Annotated in this window: 1 protein-coding gene; it reads left to right on the top strand. The window is 69.5% G+C overall.

From position 1 onward, the window contains the following. Window positions 1–4 precede the first annotated feature (4 nt). Window positions 5–1,753 (top strand): Rne/Rng family ribonuclease (locus tag DBR36_RS14225; RefSeq protein WP_258222869.1); only part of this gene is annotated, 1,749 nt, incomplete at its 3' end.

Raw genomic sequence — 1,753 nt, 5'->3', positions numbered from 1 at the left:
GGCGCTGCACTTCTACGCGCCCGAGCTTCCGGCGCTGCCCGCGCGCGACGACGCGTGGGACCGCGACGACCGCGACGACGAGGGCCCCGCTGAGCGCGGCTCGGCCAACGCCCGTCGCCGCAACCGCCGTCGCGGGGGAGCCACCGCTCCCGCGGACGAGCCCGCCGAGGCGCCCGCCGCCCCCGTGCGTCAGCGCGCGGTCGAGGTCATCACCGAGCCTCAGCGCATCAAGGGCTCGACCCGTCTCGAGGCCAAGAAGCAGCGTCGACGCGACGGTCGCGAGGCCGGTCGTCGTCGTCCCGTCGTCACCGAAGCCGAGTTCCTCGCGCGCCGCGAGGCCGTCGACCGCGTCATGGTCGTGCGCTCGAAGAGCGGTCGCATCCAGATCGCGGTGCTCGAAGACAACGTGCTCGTCGAGCACTACGTCGCCCGTAATCAGGACGCCTCGCTGATCGGCAACGTCTATCTCGGTCGCGTGCAGAACGTCCTGCCCAGCATGGAAGCCGCCTTCGTCGACATCGGTCGCGGGCGCAACGCCGTGCTGTACTCGGGCGAGGTCGACTGGGACGGCGTCGAGACCAACAACCAGCCGCGCCGGATCGAGCTGGCCCTCAAGTCGGGCGACCGGGTGCTGGTGCAGGTCACCAAGGATCCCGTGGGCCACAAGGGCGCGCGCCTGACCAGCCAGATCTCGCTGCCCGGCCGCTACCTCGTCTACGTGCCGAACGGCACCATGAACGGCATCTCGCGCAAGCTCCCCGACACCGAGCGCGCCCGCCTGAAGAAGATCCTCAAAGAGGTCCTGCCCGAGTCCTCCGGCGTCATCGTGCGCACGGCGGCCGAGGGGGCCACCGAGGAGCAACTGACCCTCGACGTCCAGCGCCTCACCTCGCAGTGGGAGCACGTGTCGAGCCAGGTCAAGACCATCCAGGCTCCCGCTCTGCTGCACTCCGAGCCCGACCTTCTGGTCAAGATCGTCCGCGACGTCTTCAACGAGGACTTCACGCGCATGCTCATCCAGGGCGACGAGGCGCTGCAGACGATCTCGAGCTACCTCAAGGGCGTCGCGCCCGACCTGCTCGAGCGCGTCGAGAAGTACGAGGGCGATCAGGACCCCTTCGACGCCTTCCGCGTGACCGAGCAGATCGAGAAGGCGCTGGACCGCAAGGTGTGGCTGCCCTCGGGCGGCTCGCTGGTCATCGACCGCACCGAGGCCATGACCGTCGTCGACGTCAACACCGGCAAGTTCGTCGGCTCGGGCGGCAACCTCGAAGAGACGGTCACCAAGAACAACCTCGAGGCGGCCGAAGAGATCGTTCGGCAGCTGCGCCTGCGCGACATCGGCGGCATCATCGTCGTCGACTTCATCGACATGGTGCTGGAGTCCAACCGCGACCTCGTGCTGCGCCGCCTGATCGAGTGCCTGAGCCGCGACCGGACGAAGCACCAGGTCGCCGAGGTGACGTCTCTCGGTCTCGTGCAGATGACGCGCAAGAAGCTCGGCCTGGGCCTGCTCGAGACGTTCAGCGAGGCGTGCGAGGTCTGCGCCGGGCGCGGCGTGATCGTGCACCACGACCCGGTCGTGCGTCATCGCACCGCGGGTGCGTCCAACGGCAATGGCAACGGCGGCAACAGCTCGTCCAACCGTCGCGGTCGCGGCGGCAACGGCGGATCGAACGGCACCGGCAACGGCAACGCCAGCAACAACGGCGGGTCGTCCGCCGCCTCGGGCGGCAACGGGGGAGCGGCGGCG

Origin of the sequence: Microbacterium sp. HMWF026 (genome assembly GCF_003061325.1) — a bacterium.
Taxonomy (GTDB): domain Bacteria; phylum Actinomycetota; class Actinomycetes; order Actinomycetales; family Microbacteriaceae; genus Microbacterium; species Microbacterium testaceum_E.
Note: the sequence above shows the minus strand (reverse complement) of the source record. Positions and strands in the feature narration are given on the sequence as shown.